Origin of the sequence: Streptomyces abikoensis (assembly GCF_014648775.1) — a bacterium.
Lineage (GTDB): Bacteria > Actinomycetota > Actinomycetes > Streptomycetales > Streptomycetaceae > Streptomyces > Streptomyces abikoensis.
In genome coordinates this window covers 448831-468105 of sequence record NZ_BMRT01000001.1, presented here as the reverse complement: position 1 = coordinate 468105, position 19275 = coordinate 448831, and the positions used below count along the sequence as shown (strand labels likewise).

Genomic DNA, 19275 nt, shown 5'->3' with positions numbered 1-19275 from the left:
ACGGCGGGGCGGTCCGGGCGGACGCCGAACCCCGCCGCCGCCCGGGCGCTGGTCGACACGAATGCATCGGCGGGGATGGAGGACCCAGGCACGACGGGACGGCCGGACCAGCCCTCGCGACGAGGGAGGGGCCGGACCGGCCCTTGGGGTGAAGCCGCCTCGGCGGCCGGGCATTCTTCGCCTGCCCGAACCCGACAGGTCATCCTTCACAGGCGGCTGACGAAGGGTTTGGCATGGGCGCGCACAAACGTCCCTCACGGCTGTCCAGGGCCGGGGTGGTACCCCTGTCCGTGAAATCCGCCCTGACTCTGGCGGCCGTCAGCGCAACGGTACTGGGCCCCGGCGCCGTCAACGACGCCGAAGCCGCAACCATCTCCACCAAAGCCCTCTGGATCGCGGCCTCGAAGGCGGGCTCCCCCTATGTGTGGGGTGGCACGGGCCCGTACAGCTTCGACTGCTCGGGGCTGACGCAGTACTCCTTCAAACGGGCCGGCAAGCAGCTGCCCCGCACCGCTCAGGAGCAGTACAACCGCACCGAACACATCCCCACCCTCTCCCGGGAACAGGGTGACCTGGTGTTCTTCCACGGCCGGGGTGGCGTCTACCACGTGGGGATATACGCCGGGAACAATCTGATCTGGCACGCCCCGAAGACCGGTTCGGTCGTCCGCCTCGAGCGCATCTGGACCAGAAGCGTCTCGTACGGCCGAGTGAACGACTGAACCACCGGAGCGGGTGACGACCGGCGCGGCTACCGCTTCCCGCCCCCGTCGTCCCGCAGAATCCCATTCGGCGTACCCGTCGCGCCGGACTCCCCGCGCGCCGGCCGCGCTTCCCGTGGCAGCGGACCCGACTGCCGTGCGGTGCCCCACCGGCACCAGCGACATCCGGAACCCACCGGTTCCTGTGTGCGGCTCCACAAGAGCGCCGGGCCGGGCGGATCTTCCGCCCGGCCCCTCCGCGCTGCCGTCAGCGGACGGACACCGTCCAGGGCAGCGTGATCCACACCGTCTTGCCGCCGTCGGCGGTCGGGGTGACGACGAGCCTGCCGCCGTACTCGACGGTCAGCGCGCGGACGATCACCATGCCGCGGCCGTTGTCCTGCCGACCGTCGGCGGGCAGCCGCCTGGGGTGGCGGGGATGGCTGTCGGTGACCCCGACGCGCAGGAGCTCCTCGCGGTCCAGCCGGAGTTCCACGGTGAAGGTGGGCGACTGGCCCCGGGTGTGCTGCACGGCGTTGGTGGCCAGCTCGGAGAGGATCAGCCGGACCGCATCGGCCAGGTCCGTCCCGGCCGGCAGGCCCCAGGTGACCAGCACGTCCATGACATGGCGACGGGCGGCACAGACCGAGGCGGGAACGCTCGGCAGGGTGACGGTTGCTTCCTGGTGATCTGCCATGGCGCTGTCCCTTTCCCACCGAGGCTCGGCCCGGCTCTTCGCGCCAGCGTCCCACTGATAACGGCCACGATGGGTGTGATCCACCGGATTGTGGATATATCTGTCGCTCAAAGCGGTGAACTCTACGACGAGCGACCGGATTTGGCCGTGACCCTGGTTTATTGACTCTGACGCGGGGCGTGTGAACAACGCGTCGCGGGTTGTCACGACGCTTCCATGTGAGCGGCGGGGAGGGAGAGCTGATGCGGTACGGACCCGCGGTGCGCCGCCGCAAACTCGGCGCGGAACTGCGCCGCCAGCGCGAGCTGACCGGGATGACCAGCCGGGAGGCGGCCTGCGCGGTCGGCTGGCACCAGTCGAAGGTGAGCCGGATCGAGACGGGCAGCAGCGGGGTGAAACCCGCCGATGTGACGCGGCTGCTGGATGTCTACCGGGTGTCGGACCCGGAGCTGCGGGCCCTGCTGGGGGCCCTGTGCGGGGCGGGGTCGAAGGACGCGGAGGGATCACGGCGCGGCTGGTGGTACGCCTACCGCGACCTGCTGCCTTCGGCGTATCTCGACTTCATCAGCCTGGAGTCGGAGGCCTCCCACGCCCGCACGCTGGAGACCACGGTGGTGCCCGGGCTGCTGCAGACGCCCGACTACGCCCGGGCGGTGACCCGCGCGGCGCTCGGCGACCCGCCGGCCCGGCAGGTCGAGGAGCTGGTGCGGGTGCGGATGGCCCGGCAGGCGGTGCTCGGGGGAAGCCGTCCGCTGCAGCTGTGCGCGGTGCTGGACGAGGCGGTGCTGCGGCACGAGGTGGGCAGCCCCGAGGTAATGGCGGGACAGCTGCGGCATTTGTTGGAAAGGGGCTCGCTTCCGCATGTGCGGCTGCACGTACTGCCGTTCACCAGCGGCAACCATATCGGCATCACCGGCCCTTTCGTTATCTTCTCATTTCCGCGCATCGCCGATCTGGACGTGGTTGTTCTCGACCACTTGACGAGTAGCCTCTATCTGGAGCGGAAAGAAGACCTCCGGGCGTACGCCTCCGCATTCACGACGCTCCGGGCGCACGCCCTGTCGCACGAGAAAACGTTGGAATACATCGCCGGGATCAGTGACGGCGCGTAGGGAGGCGACATGTCCGCAATGCCTCGGTACGTACCCTCTCCATCGGCCCAGCCCGCTCGGTGCGACGCGGTATGGCACCGCAGCAGCTACAGCACGGGGATGAACAACTGCGTCGAGACGGCGCTCCTGGGTACGGGGCTGCTCGCCGTGCGTGACTCACGGCGCGGCGCCGGCCCGGTCCTGCTCTTCCCCCGCACCACCTGGTCCGCGTTCGTCACGGACCTGGACGGCGTCGGCCCGGGCCATGCCCTCGGCCGTGCCCCGGGCCGGGGCGCCGACGGGGCCTGACACGGCGCGAGCCGGAACCGTCAGGCGGCGGCCGGCGCGGTCCGTACGATCGTGTCGGCCGCCGCCGCGACCTCCAGGTCTGTCAGATCCGCCCGGGCGGTCAGCCGCAACCGCGAGACGCCGTCCGGCACGGACGGGGGCCGGAAGCAGCCGACGGCGAGCCCGGCCGCCCGGCAGTCCGCCGCCCAGCGCACGGCGGCCTCGGGCGAGGGGGCCCGCACGGAGACCACCGCCGCGTCGGGGCGCACGGCCACGAGCCCCGCCCCGGTGACCCTGCGGTGGAGCTCGCCGGCCACGGCCCGGACCCGCGCGGCTCGGCCCGGTTCGCGGCGCAGCAGCGCGAGGCTCGCCAGGGCGGCGCCGGCCGCCGCCGGGGCGAGACCGGTGTCGAAGATGAAGGTGCGGGCCGTGCTGACGAGGTGCTCGATCACCCGGGCCGGGCCGAGGACCGCGCCGCCCTGGGCGCCCAGCGACTTGGAGAGGGTGACGGTGGCGACGACGTCCGCGTCGCCCGCGAGCCCGTCCGCGTGGAGGGCGCCCCGGCCGCCGTCGCCGAGGACGCCGAGGCCGTGGGCGTCGTCCACGAGCAGCGCCGCGCCGTTCTCCCGGCAGACCCCGGCGAGGGCGGCCAGCGGGGCGGCGTCGCCGTCGACGGAGAAGACGGAGTCGGTGACGGCGATCGCCCGGCCGTCGTGCGTGGCGAGGGCCTTGCCGAAGGCCTCGGGCTCGGCGTGCCGGACGACGGCCTTCTCCGCGCGGGCGAGCCGGCAGCCGTCGATCAGCGAGGCGTGGTTGCCCTCGTCGCAGACCAGGAGGGTGTCGTCGCCGACGGGGCCGGACAGGGCGGTGACGGCGGCGAGGTTCGCGGTGTAGCCGGAGGAGAACACCAGCGCGGCCTCGAAACCGCAGAACGCGGCCAGTTCCTCCTCCAGCCGGGCGTGCAGCTCGGTGGTGCCGGTGACCAGCCGGGATCCGGTGGCCCCCGCGCCCCAGCGCCGGGCCGCTTCCGCGGCGGCCTCGGTGACCTCGGGATGGCGGGTCAGCCCCAGGTAGTCGTTTCCCGCCAGGTCCACGAGATCGCTGTCGGCCGCGCGCGGCCGCAGGGTGCGGACGAGGCCGGCGGTGCGCAGCCGCGCCTGCCGCTCGTCGATCCAGTCGAACGGGTCGCGGTGCATGGCCGTCCCTCGCGTTTGGTGGGTTTGCATAAAACCTAGCCGTCCGGGGGCCGGGGCAGGATGTGGCGATACACACACCTCGAATGCCGCCTGTTGTGCGATCTCTCCTTGGCCGGGAGCGGTGGAGTACGCGAGGATCTGCGCCATGGACCTGCTGAACACGCTGGTGGAGAAGGGGTTGCGGCGGGAGCTGCCGACCCGCGAAGAGGCGCTCGCCGTGCTGGCGACCTCCGACGACGAACTGCTCGACGTGGTGGCGGCGGCCGGAAAGGTACGCCGTAAGTGGTTCGGGCGACGGGTGAAGCTCAACTACCTCGTCAACCTCAAGTCGGGCCTCTGCCCGGAGGACTGCTCGTACTGCTCGCAGCGGCTCGGCTCCAAGGCCGAGATCCTCAAGTACACCTGGCTGAAGCCGGACGAGGCCTCGAAGGCCGCCGCGGCGGGTGTCGCCGGGGGCGCGAAGCGGGTCTGCCTGGTCGCCAGCGGACGCGGTCCGACGGACCGGGACGTCGACCGGGTGTCGAAGACCATCGAGGCGATCAAGGAGCAGAACGAGGGCATCGAGGTGTGCGCCTGCCTCGGTCTGCTCTCCGACGGCCAGGCCGAGCGACTGCGCGAGGCGGGCGCCGACGCCTACAACCACAACCTCAACACCTCCGAGGCCACCTACGGCGCCATCACCACCACCCACACCTACGCCGACCGCGTCGAGACGGTGCGGCAGGCCCACGCGGCGGGCATGTCCGCCTGCTCCGGCCTGATCGCGGGCATGGGCGAGAACGACGCCGACCTGGTGGACGTGGTCTTCTCGCTGCGGGAGCTGGACCCGGACTCGGTGCCGGTCAACTTCCTGATCCCCTTCGAGGGGACGCCGCTGGCCAAGGAGTGGCACCTCACCCCGCAGCGCTGCCTGCGGATCCTGGCGATGACGCGGTTCGTCTGCCCGGACGTCGAGGTCCGGCTGGCGGGCGGCCGCGAGGTGCACCTGCGGACGCTGCAGCCGCTGGCCCTGGAGATCGCCAACTCGATCTTCCTGGGCGACTATCTGACCAGTGAGGGCCAGGAGGGCAAGGCCGACCTGGCGATGATCGCGGACGCGGGCTTCGAGGTCGAGGGCGCGGGCGAGTCGACGCTGCCCGCGCACCGGGCCGACGTGGCCGCCGCCTCGACCGCCTCGACCGGTGGTTGTGGCGGGCACGCGGGCGGCGGCGGTTGCGGCCCGTGCGGGGACGGCGGTGCGGAGGCCGCTGCTCCGGCGGCGGGCGGCTGTGGCTCGGCGGGCGTCTGCGGTACGGCCGCGACCGAGGCGCCGGTGCCGGCGGGTGTCGGTTCCGCGGAGACCGGTGCGGCGGGGCAGGCCGCGCCCGGCGAGGTCCGCAGCGACCTGGTGGCCGTGCGCCGCCGGGGCACGGGGACGGACCTGCCCCCCAATGCCTGAGCCGCTCGACCCCGGCCGGCTGCTCGACCTCGACCGGCAGCACGTCTGGCACCCCTACGGCCCGATGCCGGGCCGCCAGGAGCCGCTGGTCGTCGAGTCCGCCGCCGGGGTGCGGCTGCGGCTGGCCGAACCGGCCCACGGTTCAGTCGAGTTGATCGACGGGATGTCGTCGTGGTGGTCGGCCGTCCACGGCTACAACCACCCCGTCCTCAACGCGGCCGCCCAGGCGCAGCTGGGGCGGATGAGCCATGTGATGTTCGGCGGGCTCACCCACGAGCCCGCCGTCCGGCTGGCCGCCACCCTGGTGGACATCACCCCCGAAGGACTGGAGCACGTCTTCCTCGCCGACTCCGGCTCGGTGTCGGTCGAGGTCGCGATCAAGATGTGCCTCCAGTACTGGCGTTCGCTGGGACGGCCGGAGAAGCGGCGCCTGATGACCTGGCGCGGCGGCTACCACGGGGACACCTGGCAGCCGATGGCCGTCTGCGATCCCGACGGCGGGATGCACGAGCTGTGGTCCGGGGCGCTGCCGAAGCACGTCTTCGCGGACGCCCCGCCCGGCGGCTTCACGGACGAAGCCGACCCCGCCTACCTCGCGCACCTGCGCGAGGCGGTGGCGCGGCACGCCCATGAGCTGGCCGCCGTGATCGTGGAGCCGGTGGTGCAGGGCGCCGGCGGGATGCGCTTCCACTCACCCGTGTATCTGCGGGCGTTGCGGGAGCTGTGCGACGAGCACGACGTGCTGCTGGTGTTCGACGAGATCGCCACCGGCTTCGGCCGCACGGGCGCGCTCTTCGCGGCGGACCACGCGGGGGTCACCCCGGACGCGATGTGCGTCGGCAAGGCGCTGACCGGCGGCTATGTCACCCTCGCGGCGGCGCTGTGCACCTCCCGGGTGGCGCGGGGCATCAGCTCCGGCGAGGTCCCGGTGCTCGCGCACGGCCCGACGTTCATGGGCAACCCGCTGGCCTGCGCGATCGCCAACGCCTCGATCGAGCTGCTGCTCTCCGGGGACTGGCGGACGGCGGTCAAGCGGATCGAGGCGGGGCTGCGGGACGGCCTGGCCGGCGTCGCGGACCTGCCGGGCGTACGGGACGTACGGGTGCTCGGCGCCATCGGCGTCGTCGAGCTCGACCACGAAGTGGACATGGCGGCGGCCACCCGTGCGGTGGTCGGTTCCGGGGTGTGGCTGCGGCCGTTCCGGAACCTGATCTACACCATGCCGCCGTTCGTCACGGCCGACGAGGACGTGGCGAGGATCTGCGCGGCGGTGGAAGCCGCGGCGCGGGTTGCGTAGCGCGAGAACGAGGAGAGCGAATCATGTCGGTGCTGGTCGTCACGGGTACGGGCACGGAGGTCGGCAAGACCGTGGTGACGGCCGCCGTCGCGGCGGCGGCGCTGGCCGCCGGCCGCTCGGTGGCCGTCCTCAAGCCCGCGCAGACCGGGGTCGCGATGGGCGAGCCGGGGGACGTGGCGGAGGTGCTGCGGCTCGCGGGCCCCGTGACGGGGGTCGAACTCGGCCGCTTCCCCGAGCCGTTGGCCCCCGCGACGGCCGCCCGCCGGGCGGGCCTCGCGCCCGTCCGGCCCGCCGAGATCGTCCGGGCGGCGCGGGAGCTGGAACGCACCCACGACCTGGTGCTCGTCGAGGGCGCGGGCGGGCTGCTGGTCCGGCTGGACGAGGAGGGCTCGACCCTCGCGGACGTGGCCGGGCTGCTGGACGCGCCCGTCCTGGTCGTCGTCCAGGCGGGGCTGGGCACGCTCAACGTCACGACGCTGACCGCGGAGGCGCTGGCCGCGCGGGGGCTGCGGCGGGCGGGCGTGGTCGTCGGAAGCTGGCCGGCCGCGCCGGACCTGGCCATGCGGTGCAACCTCGCGGAACTGCCGGAGGCGGCGGGGTCGGCGCTGCTGGGCGCCCTTCCGGAGGGGGCGGCGGCTCTGCCGCCCGCCGACTTCCGCCGTTCCGCGGTGGACTGGCTGGCGCCGGAGCTCTCGGGGACGTGGGACGCCGCCCGCTTCGCGGGGTCGCAGGCGGAGTGAGCCGGCACTGACGCGACCCCCGCCGCCCCGCCGCCGGGGGTTCTTGACGGCGCCCGGCGCGTGGGCTGGAATTCCTGGGCCGGACATCCCGCCGGTCGCCGCGTGCGGCCGGCTCGCCGAGGGACGGGGACATGACTCCACTGCCGCAGGCCGGACCGCCGGTGACGGCCGGGCCGCTCCAGGATCTGCCCCCGCTCGTCTTCGCCGAGGAGTGCGACCGGCTGCGGGACCGGCTCGCGGCCGTCGCCCGGGGGGAGGCGTTCCTGCTCCAGGGAGGCGAGAGCGCCCGGAGTTTCGACGGGACGACCGCCGAGTCCGTCGGCGGCATCCTCCGTACGCTCCTCCAGATGGCCGTGGTCCTCACCTACGCGGCCTCGGTCCCCGTGGTCAAGGTCGGCCGGGTCGACTTCGGCCGCGTCGACTTCGGCGTGCCCGCCGGCTCCGGCGACCCCGGCTCCCACCGGCTGCGCCGGATGTACGAGGCGTCGGCTACTACGCTCAACCTCGTACGCGCCTTCGGCATCGGGGGGCATGCCGACCTCCACCAGGTGCACGAGTGGAACCGCGGTTTCGTGACCGACTCCCCGGCCCGCCGGCGCTACACGGAGCTCGCCGACGGGATCGAGCGCTCCCTGCGCTTCATGCACGCGTGCGGGGTCGACCCCAAGGAGGTCCACACCGTCGACTTCTTCGCGGGCCACGAGGGACGGCGGCTCGACTACGAGGAGGCGCTCACCCGTACCGACGCCCGCACCGGGCTGCCCTACGCGACCAGCGCCCATCTGCTGTGGACCGCCCTGCCCGGCCGGGAGACGGCGGACGACGAGCACCTCGCGTACCTGTCCCGGATCCACAATCCCGTCGCCGTGGAGCTCGGCCCCGACGCCGACCCGGACACCGTCCTCGCCTGCGTCGACCGGCTCGACCCCGACCGCGTCCCCGGCAGGCTCACCTTCATCACCCGGATGGGCGCCGAACTCGTCCGTGACCGGCTGCCCGCGCTGGTGCGCAAGGCCGAGGGGGAGGGCGCCACGCCCGTCTGGGTCTGCGACCCCGTGCGCGGCAACACCGTCCGGACGGCCGGGGGTCACGTCGTGCACGACTTCGACGCCCTCCTCGACGAGGTCCGGGGCTTCTTCGAGGTCCACCGGGCCTGCGGCACCCACGCGGGCGGCATCCACGTGGCGCTCACCGGCGACCGGGTCGCCGGGGCCGCCCGAGGCGCCCGGCTCGACCGGGCGCACTCCCTCGACCTGGCCTTCCTCGTCGCCGAGATGATGGGGGAGCGGGCCTGAGACCGTCGCGGTACTAGCCCGCGAACACCGACGCGAAGGCCGCCCGGGTCGGCGAGTCCGCCCGCCGGTCGAGGATCGCGAAGACGACGTGCTCGAAACGGTCCGCGAAGCGGCCCTCACCCGTCAGGTGCCCGGCGAACGCCGCCGCGACCCGCGCCGGGTCGTTGCGGAAGACCCCGCACCCCCACGCCCCGAGGACCAGCCGGCGGTAGCCGTGCGCGGCCGCCACCTCCAGCACCCGGCCCGCGCGCTCCGCCAGCGCCGCCGGGATCCGCGCGGTGAGCTCCGGGGTGCGCTGGGCGATCACCCCCGCGTTGGGGGCCGGGGAGGTCAGGAAGCCCACCGTGTACGGGGTCTCCAGGAGCCCGTCCCGGTCGTCGCGGAAGACCGGGACGCCGGGGGAGTGGACGACCCGGTCGCTGTAGAACGGGCTGGGGTCCGCGCGGTGGGCGGCGTAGTACTCGGGGGCCTCGCGCAGACACGTGTGCAGGGCCGAGCCCCGGCACAGCGCCTCCTCCTGCGCCTGGGCGCCGTTGAGGTAGCCGCCGCCGGGGTTGCGGGCGGAGGCGAAGTTGAGCACCGCGACGTCGCCGTCCGCCGCCAGGCGGCGCGACGCGTCCAGACTGCCCTCGGCCGTCACCTCGAAGACCGTCGCTGTGGAGACCGTCGCCGTCGGTTCCCCCGGTCGCACCGCCACCGGCTCCGGGCCGTACAGCCGCGTTCCCCGCCGGGCCGCCCCGACCGCCTCGGCGATGTCCGCCCACCGACCGCCCGGTGTCGTATAGCCCCCGTCGGCGACGATCGACTCCGTCACCCGCGCGACCTCACGCAGCCGTGCGCTCATTGCGTTCCCCCTTGTCAGAAGCCTTTCGTACGGACGGGAGCGTACGGAGTCGGGCCGTCCGCGGCGACCGGATTTCGCCGCCGGGCTCGCGTCCGCCCGGGTGGCCGCGACCCCCCACACGGGTGAGGAGCCGGTGCGGCCGCTTGCCCTACGGCGGTCCCACGCGGTGCCCTGACCCGCACGACCGCGCCCGGGAGGTACCCATGTCCGTACGCACCACCGCGACAGCGGCGGCGACCGTCACCGCGACCGCCACCGCGCTGCTCGCGCTGCCTCCCGCGGCGGTGGGCGCCGACAGGACGGACGCCAAGGAGTCGGGACGGCTCCTCCTCACGATCTCCGGCGCGCGGAACACCTGGATCCGCGGCGTCCGGCTCGTCTGCCCCGCCACGGGCGGCCACCACCCCCGCGCGGCCGAGGCGTGCGCGGACCTGGAACGGGCGGGCGGCCGGCCCGACCAGTTCCCCGCCGGCCCGGGCCAGGTGTGCACCCGGGAGGACGACCCGGTCGTCGCCACCGCCGACGGGGCCTGGCACGGTGCCACGGTGTCCTGGCGGCGGACCTATCCCAACCCCTGCCTCCTGGAGGCCGCCACCGGAGCGATCTTCCGCTTCTGAGCGGCCCCCGGCGCTCAGTTCCCGCGCGCCACCATCGCCCCGATCGTCGCCACGCCCAGCACGACCCACACGAACCACAGCCAGCCGTCGCTCCCGATCGTCACCGAGTAGGCGGTCACCAGGACCAGCCCCCCGACCGTGAGCGCCGCCATCGCCCTCGCCGATCCGGGCATCCCGCACCTCCTCCACGGCGGCCCCGCCACAGGACGGAACGAAACGGCCGTACATACGCGCGGACCGCGGTCAGGAGACCATCGTCTCCCCACCGCGGTCCGTACCGCCATACCCCCGCCGGGCTAGCCCTGCTGGCCCTTCGCGTGGAGCGAGGCCAGGTAGGCGTTGTAGGCCTGGAGCTCCTTGTCGCCGCTGCGCTCCTCCGCGCGGTCGGACCGCTTGGCCTGCCGCTGCTCGGAGCGGTACCACTGGTACACCAGCGCCAGCAGCACCAGGACCGAGGGGATCTCGCTGAACGCCCAGGCGATGCCGCCGCCCGCCTTCTGGTCGTCCAGCGCGTCGATGCCCAGCGAGGCCGGCGGATGCATATAGGTGCCGATCATCGGCTCCGAGGCCATCATCAGCGCGATGCCGAAGAAGGCGTGGAAGGGCATGCCCGCGAACAGCTCCAGCATCCGCATCACATAGCCCGGCCGGTGCGGGCCCGGGTCCACACCCATGATCGGCCAGAAGAACACCAGGCCCACCGCGAGGAAGTGCACCATCATCGCGATGTGCCCCGTCTTCGTCTCCATGAGGAAGTCGAAGAGCGGCGTGAAGTACAGCGCGTACAGGCTCGCGATGAACATCGGGATCGTGAACGCGGGGTGGGTGATGATCCGCATGTAGCGGCTGTGCAGCAGGGTCACCAGCCACTCGCGCGGCCCCTTGCGGCCGCGTCCCGCCGCGGGCAGCGCCCGCAGCGTCAGCGTCACCGGCGCGCCCAGCAGCAGGAGGATCGGGGAGAGCATGCTGATCACCATGTGCTGCACCATGTGCACGCTAAACATGACCATGCCGTAGTCGTTGAGCTTGGTGCACATCACCAGCGCCACGCTCAGCACGCCCAGCGTGAACGCCACCACCCGGCCCCACGGCCACGCGTCGCCGCGTCTCCGCAGCCGCACCACGCCCCAGCCGTAGAGACCCAGCCCCAGCAGGCAGCCGATCATGAAGAACGGTTCGCCGCTGAACTGCAGACCCCGGCTCAGCGTGAACGGCGGCATGTCCATGTGCATCATGCCGTGCATGCCCTGCATGCCGTGCCCGCCGTGATCCATCCACTCTCTCCCATTTCGCACCGATGCGCCGGGACCAGACTAGAGGCGCCCCGGGCCGCGCCCACGGCCGGGGGCGCCCCGGGGCGAGGCGGACGGACCGGATCAGAGCACGCAGTCGGCCTCGGCGTAGCGCTCCGCCGGAACCGTCTTCAGTCGCTCGGTGGCCTCGGCCAGCGGCACCAGCGTGATGTCCGTGCCGCGCAGCGCCGTCATCATCCCGAACGCGCCCCGGTGCGCGGCCTCCACCGCGTGCCAGCCGAAGCGGGTGGCGAGCACCCGGTCGTACGCGGTGGGGGTGCCGCCGCGCTGCACATGGCCGAGGATGACGGGCCGGGCCTCCTTGTCCAGGCGGCGCTCCAGCTCCACGGCCAGCTGCCGGGCGACGCCGGCGAAGCGCTCGTGCCCGTAGACGTCCGTACCGCCGGTCTCGAACTCCATCGAGCCGGGGCGCGGCTTGGCGCCCTCCGCGACGACCACGATGGCGAATCGTTTTCCCGCCTCGAAGCGCTTGCCGACGACCGCCGTCAGCTCGTCCATGTCGAAGGGCCGTTCCGGCACCACGATCGCGTGGGCGCCGGCGGCCATGCCCGACTGGAGGGCGATCCAGCCGGTGTGGCGGCCCATCACCTCCACGATCAGCACCCGCTGGTGGGACTCGGCGGTCGTCTTCAGCCGGTCCAGGGCCTCGGTGGCCACGCCCACGGCCGTGTCGAAGCCGAAGGTGACGTCGGTCGAGGCGATGTCGTTGTCGATGGTCTTGGGGACGCCGACGATCGGCAGCCCCGCGTCCGACAGGAGGCGGGCCGCCTTGAGGGTGCCCTCGCCGCCGATGGGGATGACGGCGTCCAGGCCGAGCGCGGCCACGTGCTCGCGGGCGCGCTCCACGCCACCGCGCAGATCCTCGGGCCGTACCCGGGAGGAGCCCAGAACGGTGCCGCCGGTGGCGAGGATGCCGGCCACGGACTCCAGGTCCAGCGGCCGGTGGTCGCCCTCCAGCAGACCGCGCCAGCCGTCGTGGAAACCGATGACGTCGTCGCCGTGGTCGACGACCGCGCGGTGGACGACGGAACGGATGACGGCGTTGAGCCCGGGGCAGTCGCCGCCGGAGGTGAGCACACCGATGCGCATGACAGGGGGACCTTTTGGATCGGGGCCCCGCGGGGCCGCTGAAGGACCGGACCCCGTCGTCCGGTGGGAATCCCCGCCACCCTAAACCGTCCGGGCGGCGGGGATCACGACCGTCCGCTATGCGGGCTGTGTCGCCGCGGCGATCCGCTCGGCGCGCAGCGCCTCGTACCAGCGGTCGTCGACCGGCGGCAGGGCGTTGACGTCCAGCGCCAGCTTGATCAGCATGTCCGCGATGTGCGGGTTGCGGGCCATGACCGGCCCGTGCATGTACGTACCGAAGACGGTCTCGTTGAACGCGCCCTCGGTGCCGTCGCCGGTGCCGTTGCCCTTGCCGAACCGGACCCGGGCGAACGGGCGGGCCGTCGGACCCAGATGGGTGACGCCCTGGTGGTTCTCGAACCCGGTCAGCGGGGGCAGGCCCAGCTGGGGGTCGATGTCGGCGAGGACGTCGCCGACGCAGCGCTCGCCCTCGCCCCGGGTGCTGATGACGTCCAGCAGGCCCAGGCCCTGCTCGCGCCGGCCCAGGTCGTTGATGAACTCGTGGCCCAGGATCTGGTAGCCGGCGCAGACCGAGAAGACGATCGCGCCGTTGGCGACGGCCCGGTTGAGACCGCCGTCGCGGCGCAGCCGCTCGGCGGCCAGCCGCTGCGGCCGGTCCTCGCCGCCGCCGATCAGGTAGATGTCACCGGAGGTGGGGATCTGCTGGTCGGAGCGGACGTCGACGCGCTGGACGTCCAGGCGGCGCTGGTGGGCGCGGCGCTCCAGGACCAGGACGTTGCCCTGGTCGCCGTAGGTGCTGAGCAGGTCGGGGTAGACCCACACCACACGCAGACTGTTCTGGCTCATGCTCACAATCCTTTGAGTGCTGCCCGTGGGTCAGTTGCCGACGACGCGGCGGATGTCCTGGAAGGCGGTGTAGTTCGCGATGACCTCGATCTTGCCGGGCGGGGCCATCTGCACCGCCTCGTCGAACGTCTCGCAGACCCGGAAGTCCACGCCCGCGACCTCCAGCCGCACGGCCAGGTCCAGCTTGCGGTCGCCGATGACCATGATCGGGTGCCCGGCGAGCCGGCTGTAGTCCACGTCCCACAGCCAGGAGGTGTCGGTGCCGTCCGCGCCGCGGGCGTTCACCGAGAGGATCACCGGCGCCGGCGGGCCGTCGATCAGCGAGAACGTCTCCAGCCAGCCGGCCGGGTTCTTCGCCAGCAGCAGCCGCACCTCACGGCCGGTGTAGTTCACCACGTCGTACCGGCCGGCCACCGCCTGCACCTGGTACATCCGCTCCAGCGCCACCTGCGGCGGCACGCCGAAGGTCGCGGCCACGGCGGCCGAGGTGGTGGCGTTGGCCTTGTTGGCCCGGCCCGGCAGCTGGAGGTGGATGGGCCACGCGGAGCCGTGGGGGTCGAGGACGTAGTCCCCCGACAGCGCCCAGCTCGGCGTCGGCCGGCGGAAGCCGCACTCGCCGCAGAACCAGTCGTCGCCCGGGCGCTGCATCACACCACCGCAGGAGGGGCACGACCAGGCGTCGTCCTTCCACTCCTGGCCGGCCGCGACCCACACCACGTTCTGCGACGAGGACGCCGCCCACACGATCAGCGGGTCGTCCGCGTTGGCGATCACCACGGCCTTGGTGCCGGCCAGGCCCTCACGCCACTTCTCCGCCAGCATGCGGGTCTCCGCGGCGCGGTCCAGCTGGTCGCGCGAGAGGTTCAGCAGCGCTATGGCCTTGGGCGAGGTGTCGCGGGCCACACCCGCCAGGTACTTCTCGTCCACCTCGATCACGCCGTAGCGCGCGTCCGAGCCGCCCGCCAGGGCGGAGGTGATGCCCGCGGGCATGTTCGCGCCCAGCGCGTTGGACACCACCGGACCGCTGGCCCGCAGCGCCTCGGCGATCAGCCGGGTCGTGGTCGTCTTGCCGTTGGTGGCCGACACCAGGACCACGTCCAGGTGCGTTGCCAGCCGGGCCAGCAGGTCGGGGTCGAGCTTGAGCGCGACCTTGCCGCCGATCACCGACCCGCTGCCGCGGCCCGCTGCGCGCGAAACCGCCGCAGCCGCCTTGCCCGCCGTCACGGCGAGCTTGGCCCGCGGCGACAGCGGCCCCGAGTTGCCTGCCATCGTCCTAGTCCTCCTTGTTCGGCGCCGGGCCGTAAATTCCTGGTCAGCCGGTGGAACGCCCCCTCAGTGCCGAGGGCCGGCCAGGAGACTCCGGTCGGGGATCAGCCTATCGAGATCCGGCCGCGGGCCCGAACCCGCGGCCCGGGGAACGTACGCTTGGGCCCATGCGACGAGGCACCATTCCCGGCAGTTCAGGACGTGTGCGGCCCATGAGGCTGCTCGGAGACCGGGGTCTCGCGGCACCCTGCGAGGAGGTCACGGCCTTTGACGCGGAGCTCGCCCGGCTCGTCGAGGACATGTTCGCCACCATGTACGCGGCGAGCGGTGTCGGCCTCGCCGCCAACCAGATAGGCGTGCCGCTGCGCGTCTTCGTCTACGACTGTCCCGACGACGAGGACCGCCGCCATCTGGGCCACATCGTCAACCCCCGGCTCGTCGCCACCGAGGGCCCCGTGATCCGCGGCCCCGAGGGCTGTCTGTCCGTGCCGGGGATCGAGGCGGGCACCCCGCGCTTCGACGAGGCCGTCGTCGAGGGCGTGCGCCTGGACGGTTCCCCGGTCACGGTGCGGGGCACCGGCTTCTTCGCGCGGTGCCTCCAGCACGAGTGCGACCACCTGGACGGCGGCCTCTACCTCGACCACCTCACGGGGGCGCGGCGGTGGCGCGCCCTGCGGGCGGCACGGCGGGCCGGGCTGTCCCCGGCCCCGGCCGCCGCTTCGACGGCCGAAGCCCTGACGGCCGAGGCCCCGGCTCCCGCCCTCGGCCGCCGGGCGGGCTGATCAGAACCCCGGGCCGTCCGCCCGGTCGCCCGACGTGGCCAGGCGGCCCCACAGCAGGTCCGCGAGGTGGCGGACGAGCAGGCCGCGCGGGAACGGGCGCTCCCGCAGCCACCAGTCGCCGGCGGCGTGCATCATGCCGACGATGCCGTGGCCCCAGGCCCGTGCCAGCTCCTCCCCGTCCGGGCCGAGGTCCACGCGCTCGACGATGACCTGCGCCAGCTCCTCGCCCATGCGCCGCAGCAGCGGCGCCGAGTGGCGGCCGACGTCGAAGCCCTGGTCGGAGGGGTGGCCCTCGTCGGCCGGGTGCATCAGGAAGCGGTAGACCTGGGGCCGCGCCTCTATCGCCGCCAGATAGCTGTCCAGCGTCGTCTCCACCCGCTCGCGCCGGTTGGTGGGGGCGTCGAGCGCCGCCCGCAACCCGGCGAGCAGGGCGTCGGTGTGGCGCACGGCCAGCGCCCGGTACAGGCCCCCCTTGTCGCCGAAGTGGCGGTAGAGGATGGGCTTGGTGATCCCCGCCTCCGCCGCGATGGCGTTCATCGACGCCCCCGGTCCCTCCCGCAGCACCACCCGGTCGGCGGCCTCCAGCAGCTCCTTCCGCCGCTGCTCGGCCGCCTTGTGCTGCTCTTCTCGCTGACTGGTCTCCATCAGACGTTTCTCCCCGCCCCAGTGATTCGAAATGCCTGCGCAAAGTAACACCCGATCCACACAGCGGATTCGGGTGGCGGTCCGTTGACAGGCTTTACCCGTGGGTAACATACTGCCGCTACCGCGAGTAGCGCATGCCGGGAGGGGACATGGCAGCCTTCGAGCCGGAGCTGAGCGACGAGCAGGAGACCGTCCGGGACTGGATCCACGGCTTCGCCGCCGACGTGATGCGACCCGCGGCCGCGGAGTGGGACGAACGCGAGGAATTCCCCTGGCCGGTGGTCCGGGAGGCCGCCAGGATCGGCCTCTACTCCCTCGATTTCTACGCCCGCCAGTTCTTCGACCCCACCGGCCTGGGCATCCCCATGGCCATGGAGGAGCTCTTCTGGGGCGACGCGGGCCTGGGCCTCGCGATCACCGGCACGGGGCTCGCGGCGGTCAGCGTCTTCACCAACGGCACGGACGAGCAGATCGGCACATGGGTGCCGCAGATGTACGGCGACGCGAACGATGTGAAGATCGCCGCGTTCTGCTCCTCCGAACCCGACGCGGGCTCCGACGTCTCGGCCATGCGCACCCGCGCCCGCTACGACGGGGCCAAGGACGAGTGGGTGATCGACGGCGTCAAGGCGTGGGCCACCAACGGCGGCATCGCCGACGTCCACGTCGTCGTCGCCGTGGTCGACCCGGAGCTCGGAGCCAGGGGCCACGCCTCGTTCGTCGTCCCGCCCGGCACCCCCGGCCTCACCCAGGGCCAGAAGTTCCGCAAGCACGGCATCCGCGCCTCCCACACCGCCGAGGTCGTCCTCCGGGGCGTCCGGGTCCCGGGCCACTGCCTCCTCGGCGGCAAGGAGCGGCTGGACGAGCGCCTCGCCCGCGCCCGCGAGCGCGCGAACGGCGGCGAGCGGAGCGGGAACGCCGCGATGGCCACCTTCGAGGCGTCCCGCCCGGCCGTCGGCGCCCAGGCCGTCGGCATCGCCCGCGCCGCCTACGAGGTGGCCCTCGACTACGCCCGCACCCGCGTCCAGTTCGGCCGCCCGATCATCGACAACCAGGGCGTCGCCTTCCAGCTCGCCGACATGCGCACCCGCGTCGACGCGGCCCGCCTGCTGGTCTGGCGCGCCTCCTGGATGGCGACGGCAGGCCGGCCCTTCACGGCGGCGGAGGGCTCGATGTCCAAACTCTTCGCCGGCGAGACCGCCAAACAGGTCACCGCCCAGGCCATGCAGATCCTCGGCGGCAACGGCTACACCCGCGACTACCCGGTGGAACGCATGCACCGGGACGCCGCGATCTACTCCGTCTTCGAGGGCACGAGCGAGATCCAGCGCCTGGTGATCGCCCGCGCCATCTCGGGCATGCCGATCCGTTAGCCCCCATTGGTCCCCGGTCGCGGCGGATGCACCGCCACGGTTTGATCACCTGAATGTCACAGGAAGCCCACAGGCCCCCTGGTTGGCGAAAACGGCTCTGACCTGCGGGTAAGAATGTGCACGTCAAAAACCGAACCATCACGGGGGATACACCAATGCGTCGTCAGCTCTCCACCGCCGCGATCGTCATCGCACTCGCCGCCACCGCCACCGCCTGCAACAGCGACGGTGTCGACGCCAAGCCCGACAACAGCGCCAGCCAGGGTGCCGTCGCTCCCGACCCGGGCAAGGGCGGGGCCGACAAGGGCGCGGACAAGGGCGCCGACAAGGGTGGCGCCGACAAGGGTGGCGCCGGCCAGGACGGCGGTCAGGTCGTCGGCAACACCGTCACCATCAAGGCCAAGAACGGTGCCCAGCTCGCCGTCACGCTGAAGAACTTCGCCGACCCGGCCCAGAGCGACAACAAGTTCATGAAGCCCTCGGCGGGCAAGCGCTGGGTCGCCGCCCAGCTGGAGATCGTCAACACCGGCAAGGAGGTGTACGACGACAGCCCGGCCAACGGCGTGAAGGTCACGGACGAGGCGGGCCAGGCATACACCCACTCCATCGGCTCCACCACCGCCGGTGCCAACATGCCCGCCACGGTCAAGCTCAGCGGCGGCCAGAAGGCCCTCGGCTACGTCGTCGTCTCGATGCCCGAGAACGCCAAGGTCAAGACCATCAGCTTCACCCCGGACTCCGGCTTCGCCAAGGAGACCGCGGAGTGGACGGTCAAGAAGTGACCAACCGCCCGCCACGCGGGTGACCTTCAGGCGGCGAGGCCCTCGGGGCTGAGCCGCCTGACGTCGTAGCGGACGGTGAGTTCGCCGCGCACCGCCGCGGCCGCCGAGGACGGGCCGGCCGGTACGTCGACGATCGTCCAGCCGGTGGGCCACGGGGGTGTGTCCGGGCCGCCGTTGCCCACGTAGTCGAGGGCGGGGGAGCGGCCCAGGCCCGCGCCCAGCCCCTTGAGGTAGGCGCGCTTGCGGACCCGCAGCCGGGAGTGGACCGCCGGGCGGCGCACCACCGGCGCGGCCATCACCTCGTGGTGCTCGGCGGGGTGGAGGGAGCGGGCGGCCTCGGTCACCGTGTGCACGGTCGGGAGCCGCTCGGCGGCCACGCCCACGGGGGCGGCGGCGACGCCGATGAGCACCAGCCCGTCGCCGCGCGCCAGGGAGAACGAGGGCCCGCCGGGCGCGGCCGGCCTGCCGTGCGGCCCGCCGCAGCAGGGGCACGCCTCGCGGGCGAGCTCCACCGCGCCGGGGGCGACGCCCATGTACGCCCCCAGGATCCGGCGCAGCGTCAGATGCGCCGCCACATAGCCCGCGCGGTCGAAGGGATGGGCGAACGAGTCCGCCCGTGCGCGCTCCTCGCCGTCGAGCGGCGTTTCGTCGAGCGCGGCCGCGCCGAGCCACGGTCCGGGGAGCCGGAGCAGCCAGAGGTCGAGCGCTCCGGCGGGCGGGGCGGCGAGGGCCGTCGGCCAGGAGGCGTCGGGGGCGTGGAGGGCGTCGGGGACGTGGCCCGGGCGGAGGGCGGTGGCGGGGTCCAGTGGTAACTGCACGGGGCGCTCCGGAAGGTCGGTGACGGCCGGGAGCGTACAGGAGTCATATGTCCCACACATATCGGCTTCGGGGGAGAGCAATACTTCTGAACGTTTTCTATGAAGAAGTGCAAGTTCCTTGTCGAAGTCTGGTCATTCTTCTAGGACTTTCCTGAGC

At 72.9% G+C, this 19275-nt stretch carries 21 protein-coding genes; 11 read left to right on the top strand and 10 right to left on the bottom strand.

What is annotated here, in order from left to right:
- The first annotated feature begins 233 nt into the window (after positions 1-233).
- Entirely contained in the window at positions 234-722 is a 489-nt protein-coding gene (locus IE096_RS01995) for a C40 family peptidase (RefSeq protein ID WP_189447716.1), read from the top strand.
- Between the two features lie 247 nt (positions 723-969).
- Here the strand turns inward: IE096_RS01995 and IE096_RS01990 are convergent, their stop codons facing one another.
- Positions 970-1398, bottom strand: coding sequence for an ATP-binding protein (locus tag IE096_RS01990; RefSeq protein WP_189447714.1), 429 nt, complete (start codon positions 1396-1398; stop codon positions 970-972).
- A 242-nt stretch (positions 1399-1640) separates the two neighbouring features.
- On the opposite strand from IE096_RS01990, the gene IE096_RS01985 reads away from it, so the two are divergent.
- A complete protein-coding gene (locus IE096_RS01985) occupies positions 1641-2510 on the top strand; it encodes a helix-turn-helix domain-containing protein (protein ID WP_189447712.1) in 870 nt (289 codons plus the stop codon).
- A gap of 9 nt (positions 2511-2519) precedes the next feature.
- On the top strand, positions 2520-2798 hold the full coding sequence (locus IE096_RS01980) for a DUF397 domain-containing protein (RefSeq protein WP_189447710.1): 279 nt from the start codon (positions 2520-2522) through the stop codon (positions 2796-2798).
- Between the two features lie 20 nt (positions 2799-2818).
- On the opposite strand, the gene IE096_RS01975 is transcribed toward IE096_RS01980, so the two are convergent.
- Complete coding sequence (locus IE096_RS01975) at positions 2819-3973, bottom strand: 8-amino-7-oxononanoate synthase (protein ID WP_189447708.1); 1155 nt, start codon at positions 3971-3973, stop codon at positions 2819-2821.
- Positions 3974-4118: 145 nt separating this feature from the next.
- On the opposite strand from IE096_RS01975, the gene bioB reads away from it, so the two are divergent.
- The 4 genes from bioB (at position 4119) to IE096_RS01955 (ending at position 8743) form a co-directional block, all read left to right on the top strand.
- Positions 4119-5411, top strand: coding sequence for a biotin synthase BioB (gene bioB, locus IE096_RS01970; RefSeq protein ID WP_189447707.1), 1293 nt, complete (start codon positions 4119-4121; stop codon positions 5409-5411).
- Positions 5404-6708 carry an adenosylmethionine--8-amino-7-oxononanoate transaminase gene (locus IE096_RS01965; protein WP_189447706.1) on the top strand — a complete coding sequence of 435 codons (1305 nt, stop codon included), beginning with the start codon at positions 5404-5406 and terminating at the stop codon, positions 6706-6708. The genes bioB and IE096_RS01965 overlap by 8 nt, the downstream gene beginning before the upstream one ends.
- A 23-nt stretch (positions 6709-6731) precedes the next feature.
- A complete protein-coding gene (gene bioD, locus IE096_RS01960) occupies positions 6732-7448 on the top strand; it encodes a dethiobiotin synthase (protein WP_189447705.1) in 717 nt (238 codons plus the stop codon).
- A 131-nt stretch (positions 7449-7579) separates the two neighbouring features.
- Positions 7580-8743, top strand: coding sequence for a 3-deoxy-7-phosphoheptulonate synthase (locus IE096_RS01955; RefSeq protein WP_189447704.1), 1164 nt, complete (start codon positions 7580-7582; stop codon positions 8741-8743).
- A 13-nt stretch (positions 8744-8756) separates the two neighbouring features.
- Here the strand turns inward: IE096_RS01955 and IE096_RS01950 are convergent, their stop codons facing one another.
- Positions 8757-9587, bottom strand: coding sequence for a TIGR02452 family protein (locus tag IE096_RS01950; protein WP_189447703.1), 831 nt, complete (start codon positions 9585-9587; stop codon positions 8757-8759).
- A gap of 203 nt (positions 9588-9790) precedes the next feature.
- Between IE096_RS01950 and IE096_RS01945 the strand changes: the two genes are divergently transcribed.
- Entirely contained in the window at positions 9791-10204 is a 414-nt protein-coding gene (locus IE096_RS01945) for an SSI family serine proteinase inhibitor (RefSeq protein WP_189447702.1), read from the top strand.
- Between the two features lie 14 nt (positions 10205-10218).
- Here IE096_RS01945 and IE096_RS01940 read toward each other — a convergent pair whose 3' ends face one another.
- From IE096_RS01940 to IE096_RS01920, 5 genes are all read right to left on the bottom strand, one after another.
- A complete protein-coding gene (locus tag IE096_RS01940; RefSeq protein ID WP_189447701.1) occupies positions 10219-10377 on the bottom strand; it encodes a hypothetical protein in 159 nt (52 codons plus the stop codon).
- Between the two features lie 123 nt (positions 10378-10500).
- A complete protein-coding gene (locus IE096_RS01935; RefSeq protein ID WP_189447700.1) occupies positions 10501-11478 on the bottom strand; it encodes a cytochrome c oxidase assembly protein in 978 nt (325 codons plus the stop codon).
- Between the two features lie 102 nt (positions 11479-11580).
- A complete protein-coding gene (locus tag IE096_RS01930; RefSeq protein WP_189447699.1) occupies positions 11581-12606 on the bottom strand; it encodes a 6-phosphofructokinase in 1026 nt (341 codons plus the stop codon).
- Between the two features lie 117 nt (positions 12607-12723).
- Entirely contained in the window at positions 12724-13452 is a 729-nt protein-coding gene (locus IE096_RS01925) for a type 1 glutamine amidotransferase (protein WP_189447698.1), read from the bottom strand.
- A 30-nt stretch (positions 13453-13482) separates the two neighbouring features.
- Positions 13483-14721, bottom strand: a complete 1239-nt coding sequence (locus tag IE096_RS01920) for a Mur ligase family protein (RefSeq protein WP_126917178.1) — start codon at positions 14719-14721, stop codon at positions 13483-13485.
- A 164-nt stretch (positions 14722-14885) separates the two neighbouring features.
- Here IE096_RS01920 and def point away from each other — a divergent pair, with 164 nt between their 5' ends.
- On the top strand, positions 14886-15500 hold the full coding sequence (gene def / locus IE096_RS01915; protein ID WP_189447697.1) for a peptide deformylase: 615 nt from the start codon (positions 14886-14888) through the stop codon (positions 15498-15500).
- On the opposite strand, the gene IE096_RS01910 is transcribed toward def, so the two are convergent.
- Positions 15501-16145 carry a TetR/AcrR family transcriptional regulator gene (locus tag IE096_RS01910; protein WP_189447696.1) on the bottom strand — a complete coding sequence of 215 codons (645 nt, stop codon included), beginning with the start codon at positions 16143-16145 and terminating at the stop codon, positions 15501-15503.
- Between the two features lie 149 nt (positions 16146-16294).
- On the opposite strand from IE096_RS01910, the gene IE096_RS01905 reads away from it, so the two are divergent.
- Together IE096_RS01905 and IE096_RS01900 are read left to right on the top strand one after the other, a co-directional pair.
- Positions 16295-17518, top strand: a complete 1224-nt coding sequence (locus tag IE096_RS01905) for an acyl-CoA dehydrogenase family protein (protein ID WP_189447695.1) — start codon at positions 16295-16297, stop codon at positions 17516-17518.
- A 155-nt stretch (positions 17519-17673) separates the two neighbouring features.
- Positions 17674-18300 carry a DUF4352 domain-containing protein gene (locus IE096_RS01900; RefSeq protein WP_189447694.1) on the top strand — a complete coding sequence of 209 codons (627 nt, stop codon included), beginning with the start codon at positions 17674-17676 and terminating at the stop codon, positions 18298-18300.
- Between the two features lie 26 nt (positions 18301-18326).
- On the opposite strand, the gene IE096_RS01895 is transcribed toward IE096_RS01900, so the two are convergent.
- Positions 18327-19118, bottom strand: coding sequence for a 4'-phosphopantetheinyl transferase family protein (locus tag IE096_RS01895; protein ID WP_189447693.1), 792 nt, complete (start codon positions 19116-19118; stop codon positions 18327-18329).
- Positions 19119-19275 lie beyond the last annotated feature (157 nt).